Source organism: Mesorhizobium sp. M7A.F.Ca.US.002.01.1.1 (genome assembly GCF_004022955.1).
Taxonomy (GTDB): Bacteria; Pseudomonadota; Alphaproteobacteria; order Rhizobiales; family Rhizobiaceae; genus Mesorhizobium; species Mesorhizobium ciceri.
The window spans coordinates 1-6,411 of record NZ_RZQE01000342.1 but is presented as its reverse complement, the minus strand read 5'-3'; the positions used below and the strand labels follow the sequence as shown (position 1 = coordinate 6,411).

6 protein-coding genes and 1 pseudogene are annotated in these 6,411 nt (G+C 65.7%); 3 read left to right on the top strand and 4 right to left on the bottom strand.

What is annotated here, in order from left to right; translation table 11 throughout:
* From EN932_RS25795 to EN932_RS25785, 3 genes and pseudogenes are all read left to right on the top strand, one after another.
* Positions 1 to 419 (top strand): annotated as a pseudogene (locus EN932_RS25795) (aspartate aminotransferase); the annotation flags it as partial.
* Positions 420 to 581: 162 nt separating this feature from the next.
* Positions 582 to 1,820 carry an MFS transporter gene (locus tag EN932_RS25790; protein ID WP_013528915.1) on the top strand — a complete coding sequence of 413 codons (1,239 nt, stop codon included), beginning with the start codon at positions 582 to 584 and terminating at the stop codon, positions 1,818 to 1,820.
* 51 nt (positions 1,821 to 1,871) lie between these two features.
* A complete protein-coding gene (locus EN932_RS25785) occupies positions 1,872 to 2,180 on the top strand; it encodes an NIPSNAP family protein (RefSeq protein ID WP_024503037.1) in 309 nt (102 codons plus the stop codon).
* A 100-nt stretch (positions 2,181 to 2,280) separates the two neighbouring features.
* Here EN932_RS25785 and EN932_RS25775 read toward each other — a convergent pair whose 3' ends face one another.
* The 4 genes from EN932_RS25775 to EN932_RS25760 all read right to left on the bottom strand — a co-directional run.
* Positions 2,281 to 2,994 carry a glutamine amidotransferase gene (locus EN932_RS25775; RefSeq protein WP_013528913.1) on the bottom strand — a complete coding sequence of 238 codons (714 nt, stop codon included), beginning with the start codon at positions 2,992 to 2,994 and terminating at the stop codon, positions 2,281 to 2,283.
* Positions 2,995 to 3,009: 15 nt separating this feature from the next.
* Positions 3,010 to 3,489: a TerB family tellurite resistance protein gene (locus EN932_RS25770; RefSeq protein ID WP_013528912.1), complete on the bottom strand. Its 480-nt coding sequence runs from the start codon at positions 3,487 to 3,489 to the stop codon at positions 3,010 to 3,012.
* 36 nt (positions 3,490 to 3,525) lie between these two features.
* Complete coding sequence (locus EN932_RS25765) at positions 3,526 to 5,130, bottom strand: heme biosynthesis protein HemY (RefSeq protein WP_063173337.1); 1,605 nt, start codon at positions 5,128 to 5,130, stop codon at positions 3,526 to 3,528.
* A gap of 10 nt (positions 5,131 to 5,140) precedes the next feature.
* A partial coding sequence (locus EN932_RS25760) for a COG4223 family protein (protein ID WP_128369156.1) occupies positions 5,141 to 6,411 on the bottom strand: 1,271 nt, incomplete at its 5' end.

Here is a 6,411-nt window from a genome sequence, read left to right as displayed (position 1 = left end):
GGGATGCGGTGCTTCAGGAAAAATTCCTCGCCGCAAAGGAGCAGATTGGCATCTGCGGCAGCGTCATCGACGAAGGCATTGCCCGCGGCATGCTCGAGCGCCGGGACGCCTTCCTGGCGACACTGCTGCCCGAAATGGCCAAGCGCCGCGACATCGTCCAGGCCTGGATCGACCGCGAACCGCTGGTCGACTGGATCAGGCCCGAAGGCGGTGTCGTAGGCTTCCCGCGCCTCGATGTCGAACCCGGCTTCGACCTCGACCGGTTCTATGCGAACCTGCTGGAGAACCATGGAACCTATGTCGGACCCGGCCACTGGTTCGAGATGGAAAAACGCTTCTTCCGCGTCGGCTTCGGCTGGCCGACGGAAGCCGAATTGCGCGGCGGCCTCGACGCCATCTCCGTCGCGCTGCGGCAGTAACTTCCGCGTGCCGGCGATGGAACGGGCTGAAAATTCCTTGATCCAGCACTGATTTTGACGCATATCCGCGGCGAACTGAGCTAAAAGTTCCGCCAGCCGGACCAGCGCCCATCGTGGAAGTGCCCCGCCAGCTGACGCCACTGCAAAGGGGCCTCTTAAATCATGACCGCCGAACAGATATCACCGGACCAGCGCTATGCCGCGTTCCGCCACCGCTCCTTCCTGAGTTATTGGGCGGCGCGTTTCCTCACCACATTCGCCACCATGATCGTGTCCGTCGCGGTCGGCTGGCAGATGTACGATTTGACCCGCGACCCGCTCGATCTCGGCCTGGTCGGCATCGTCCAATTCCTGCCGTCGCTGCTTCTGGTGCTGGTCACCGGTGTCGTCGCCGACCGCTTCGGCCGCCGCCTGATCATGGCGCTGGCGGTCGTGGTGGAGGCGATGTGCGCGCTGGCGCTGCTGTTCCTGGCGCTGCGCGGCATCAGCGGGCCGCTGCCGATCTTCTGCGTGCTTGCCATGTTCGGCGTCGCCCGCGCCTTCTTCGGTCCGGCCTCGGCCTCGCTGTTCGCCAATCTGGTGCCGCCTCAGGATTTCGCCAACGCCATCGCCTGGAATTCATCGGCCTGGCAGACGGCGACCATCGTCGGACCCGTCGCCGGCGGCCTGCTCTACGGCGTGTCGCCGGAAGCGGCCTACGGAACCGCCGCTGTCCTGATGCTTGTGTCCGGGCTGCTGATCTTCACCATCCCGAAGCCGTCGCAGCGCACCGAGTCGGACAAGCCGACGATGCAGCACCTGCTCGGCGGGTTCAGCTACATCTGGAGCGAGAAGATCGTGCTCGGCGCCATCTCGCTCGATCTGTTCGCCGTGCTCCTGTCCGGCGCCTCGGCGCTGCTGCCGGTCTATGCGCGCGACATCCTCCAGCTCGGCCCGTGGGGCCTCGGCCTGCTGCGCTCGGCGCCCAGCATCGGCGCCATTTGCGTCGCCATCTGGCTGGCCGGGCATCCACTTCGCAACCACGCGGGCATGATCATGCTGGCCGCCGCAGCCTCGTTCGGCGCCTTCACCGTGGTTTTCGGCCTGTCGACCATCACCTGGCTGTCGATCGTGGCATTGGTCTTCCTTGGCGCCACCGATATGTTCAGCGTCTACATCAGGGAGACGCTGATCCAGCTGTGGACGCCCGACGAGGTGCGCGGCCGCGTCAACGCCGTTAACCAGGTCTTTGTCGGCGCCTCCAACGAGGTCGGCGAATTCCGCGCCGGCACGATGGCCGCACTGATCGGCACGGTGCCGGCCGTGGTGATCGGCGGCATCGGCGCCATCGCCGTCGCGGGCCTGTGGGTGGTGCTGTTTCCGCAACTGCGCAAGGTGCGCCACCTCAACGGGCGCAACTGATCTTCCCACGGTTGACAGCCGACGTGCCTAGCCCATGCCACAGGAGCTCTCATGATCACTTGCTACCTGAAATACGTCATCGACCCCTACAAGCTTGCCGAGTTCGAAGATTATGGTCGTCGCTGGATAGCTCTGGTCAACCGCCTCGGCGGAAACCATCACGGCTATTTCCTTCCAAGCGAAGGGGCGAGCAACATCGCCTATGCCATGTTCAGCTTCCCGAGCCTTGCCGACTACGAGGACTATCGCAAACGGATGGCTGCCGACCCGGAATGCCAGGAAGTGTTCGAAATGGAAAAACGCAATCGCAGCATTCTCAGCTACGAGCGCAGCTTCCTGCGGCCGGTGCTCGAACCTTAATGCATGTCGCCCAAAAGTGGCCCCGGTTTTGGGAGAACGACATGCATGAAGACAAAGACCTAAAGCGGGTCGCCTGAAATCCGTTCAGACGACGGTTCAGCTATCTGCTCGGCTTGCCGAAGATCATCCGCAAAAACTCGTCCAGCCAGCGCTTGAGATGCATGTCCCAGATCAGCCGGCCGCCGAGATGATCGCGGCCGGGCTGGGCACCGGGCAATTCGAAGCGATGCGCGCCGCGCACCACCCAGCGCTGCATCATCACCCTGGTCAGTTCGCCATGGAACTGGATGCCCCAGGCATTGTCGCCGTAGCGGAAGGCCTGGTTGGGATAGGTTTCGGCCGTCGCCAGCAGCGTCGCGTCCCTGGGCAGCGAAAAACCCTCGCGGTGGAACTGGTAGACCATCTCCGGCCAGTGCATCAGTTGCTTGCCGGCTTCGGTCGCCTTCAGGGGATACCAGCCAACCTCGACCAGCCCTTCACCATGACCCTCGACCTTGCCGCCGAGACAGTTGACCAGCATCTGCGCGCCGAGACAGATGCCGAGACATGGCCGGTTCTCCCTCAGCGGTATTTCCAGCCAGTTGGTCTCGCGGCGGACGAACTCGTCGTCGTCATTGGCGCTCATCGGGCCGCCGAACACCACCGTGCCGGCGTGGTCGTCCAGTGTTTCGGGCAAGGCGTCGCCAAGCGGCGGCCGGCGGATGTCGAGATCGAAACCTTCTTCCAGCAACATATGGCCGACACGCCCCGGGCTCGAACTCTCCTGATGCAGCACGATCAGGATCTTTGGCTTCGAACTCGTTTGGCGTGGCATGGGAAGGCGAAGATCCTATTCGTCGCTCGATGTTCCGGTGGCGCCGGGCGCGTGCGCCGCCGCCTTGCGGCGCGCCTCGACGCGATCGTGGCGTTCGACGCCGATCAGCTCGGCGACGCGCCAGACGGTGTTGTCCTCGAGCTCGTGCAACTCGCCGTCGGCATAGACGATTTCCCACATCAGGCCGATGAAGGCCTTGCGCGCATCGGCATCGAGATGGCGCTTCAGGACGCTGGTGAAGGCATAGAGATCGATCGCCTCGTTGTCGGCCCGCTCGCCGGCAGCGGCCAACGCTTCGAGTTCGGCGCCGCTGATCGAGTAGCTCTCGGCCAGCACCGCCTTGAACCGCTCCCACTCGACATCCTGGCGCACGCCATCGGCGTTCATCACATGGTAGAGCAGCGCCGAGGCGGCGACACGCGGATCGTCCGTGCTGGCATGCGTGCCGGCACCGGCCGGCAAATCCCTGAGAAACGACAGAACGCGTTCAAACATAGATCCATACCCCAACGGCCTGACGGCCTGCCCAACTCAAAACAACCGAAACCGGCGCGGCGATTTCTCCGCTTCCTCGTCCGGATCGACGCCGGGATCGTCCGGCAGCCGCGCAAGCTCCTCGGCCGGCTCGACGCCTTCGGCATCGCTCGGCACCGCGGCGAAGGCCGCTGCCGTGATTGGCCTGACATGATCTTCTTCGCGACTTTCAGCTTGCTTGCCCGCCGACGTCTCGCCACCGGCGTCGTCGATCACTTCGATCGGCCTTTTTTCGCTCGTCGGCTTTGCCAATGCTTCAATAACCGGTGCCGCACCCGCTGGCGCGTCATCATGGCTGTCGATCAACTGGCCAAGACGCTCCATCGGCGCGCGCCACTCGAAGGCGTCGAGCCGGCCGGTGATCGGCGATACCGGAGCCCAGCGTTCCGATACCACGCCGTCTGCGACCCAGGCCGGATCGCGCGGCGCCCGCAGCGCCCTGGACAACAGCTGCCGAACTTTGCCCTGATCGCCGGTCTCGGCCTCCTCGATGTCGGCGAGCAGCAGATAGGCGCCCTCGCGACGGTCCATCCGGATCGCCGCCTCGGCCTCGCGGCGGGCGGTCGCGAAATCCTGCGCGTCGAGCGCGGCGCGCGCCACCGTCATCGACGATTCGGCGTGGTTCTTCTTCATCTCCTGCAGCTTCTTCGCCCGGTTGAGGCGGTCGAGCACCGCGTCGCCCGGCCTTGCATGGGTATAGAGCTCGGCGATCTCCGGATGCGGCTCGGCCTTCCACGCCGCCTCGAGTATCTTCGAGCCCTTGCGCACATCGTTCTGCTTGAACAGTGCGGCCGCGGCGGCCACGGCGGCAGGCGCGAAATCGGGCCTGAGCTTGTTCGCCTCGATCGCGGCCGTCCTGGCGGCGGCGGGATCGCTGTCGGCAAGCGCCTGCGCCTTGGCGGTCAGCAGCACGGCGCGGCGGCGGTTGGCGGCATCGCGTTCGATCTGCCGTGTCGCTTTCTGCGCGTCGACGAGTTTCAGGGCGCCGTCCCAGTCGCCGCGCGCGGTCAGCTCTTCCAGCGTCGATTCCGCCGCCCAGGCCAGTTGCGGCGCCACAGCGGCGGCGCGGCCGGCATAATGCCTGGCGGCGTTGCGGTCGCCGAGCCGTTCGGCTTCCAGATAAAGCCCGCGCAAACCCAGCAGCCGCATTTCGGGATCGTCGAGCATGCTCTCGAATTTCTGCCGCGCGCCTTCATGATCGCCTTCGAGCAGCGACGCCTGCGCTTCGAGCAGGTGGATCAGCGGCTCCTGGTCGGAACGGATCAGCTTGGCGGCTTCCTTGGTCTTCTTGCGGGCCAGCGCGCCATCACCGGCGCCGGCGGCAATCATGCCGGTCGACAGCGCCTGATAGCCACGATCGCGGCGGCGGACACGGAAATAGCGCGAGATGGTGTAAGGGCTGTTCCACAGCGCCTTGAGCAGCCACCACAGGATCATCACCGCAGCGACCACGGCAACGACAGCCACCGCCGCCACCATCAGGCTGACCTGGTATTGATAGCCGTTGAAAGTGACGACCATGTCGCCCGGCCGGTCGGCCAGCCAGGCAAAGCCCAACCCGAGCGCGAAAACGACGATGAGGAAGGCGAGCAGGCGGATCATTGTGTTGCCCTCATGCCTTCATCGCGCCCGAGATCAGCGCATCGACCTGGGTTTCGACCTCGATGCGCGCCTTCAGCTTGCCGGCAAAGTCGGCGCCCGCGGCCTTGGCGGCCTCGGGCAGCGTTTCATACTCGCTGAGTGCCTTGGCGTAGTCGCCCTGGTTGACCGCCGCCTCCATGCGCGCGACGGTTTCCGGTGCGCCGGCGCCTTCGACGGCGCCGATCGGCCTGACCTTGACCAGCGATTGCGCGCTCGACAGAAGGCTCTGAACGAAGCCGGCATTCTCATCGACAGGCGTTGCCGCCGTGACCATGGCATTGGCGGCGGCATCAGCCTGCGATGCGATCTCGGCGCGGGTTGGAACGCCCTTTTCGGCATAGGGGCGCAGTGCCGCAAGCTGCGGCGCATCAGGCGAAATCGCGGCGAGGGTTTCGAGTTCGGCCGAAAACGGCCCGCCACGCTCAAGCGCCGCCTTCAAGGCCGAAGCCGCGATGGCAAGCGCGATCTTCGGCTGTCCCGCCGCCGCCTCGACCTTGCCGGACAGCTGCGACACAGACTGCTCCAGCGCTTTCAGCCGGCCATCCTGCGCGGTCGCCGCCTCGCCGGCCGACTTCACCTGCGCGTCGAGGCCTGCCAGTTTTTCGGTGAGCGGACCAAGATCGACCGGCGCCGAGCTGCCCGCCTTGCCGAGGGCGGCGACCGCCGTCTCGATCTGCGCGACCTTGTCGCCCAGTGCGGTGACGCCGGCCGCGTCGCCTGCTCCACCTTTCTCGACAGCCGATTTCAGCGCCGCGACATCGGCCTTGACCTGCTCCAGGCCCGAGGACAGCCCGACCATCTTCGCCGCTGCATCGCCATTGCCGCCGGCGTCCTTCAAGCCGGCGATTTCGGTCTTCAGCGAGGCGATGTCGCCATTGACGCCATCGAGCGAGACGCCGGCACCGGAACCCGGCGCGCCGAGCAGGCCGGCAAATTGCAGCCCGCCGGCGCCGACCAGCGCGATGACGCCGCCGATGATGCCGGCGGCGATGCCGTTGAGGCCGCCACGCTTTTCAGGGGCTGGCGCCATTTTCTCGTCCCGTGTCTCGGGTTTTGCCTTGTTGCCGTCGGTCTGCGCTGCCGACGCGTCGTCGAAACCGTAGTCGAAGGTTTTGGCGCGGTTGGGCGGCGCATCCGAACCGGGATAAGGGAGCTCTGGCTCGGCGGCTTTGGCTCCGCCATCCGCCGGCGCTTGCCCTTCCGCACCTGCGGCGCCATCGGCATGCTCCCAGGGCTCAAGAT

Coding starts and splice junctions, on each gene's coding strand:
- EN932_RS25790 (WP_013528915.1), top strand. CDS start 582: ATGACCGCCGAACAGATATCACCGGACCAGCGCTATGCCGCGTTCCGC.
- EN932_RS25765 (WP_063173337.1), bottom strand. CDS start 5,130: ATGATCCGCCTGCTCGCCTTCCTCATCGTCGTTTTCGCGCTCGGGTTG.
- EN932_RS25775 (WP_013528913.1), bottom strand. CDS start 2,994: ATGCCACGCCAAACGAGTTCGAAGCCAAAGATCCTGATCGTGCTGCAT.
- EN932_RS25770 (WP_013528912.1), bottom strand. CDS start 3,489: ATGTTTGAACGCGTTCTGTCGTTTCTCAGGGATTTGCCGGCCGGTGCC.
- EN932_RS25785 (WP_024503037.1), top strand. CDS start 1,872: ATGATCACTTGCTACCTGAAATACGTCATCGACCCCTACAAGCTTGCC.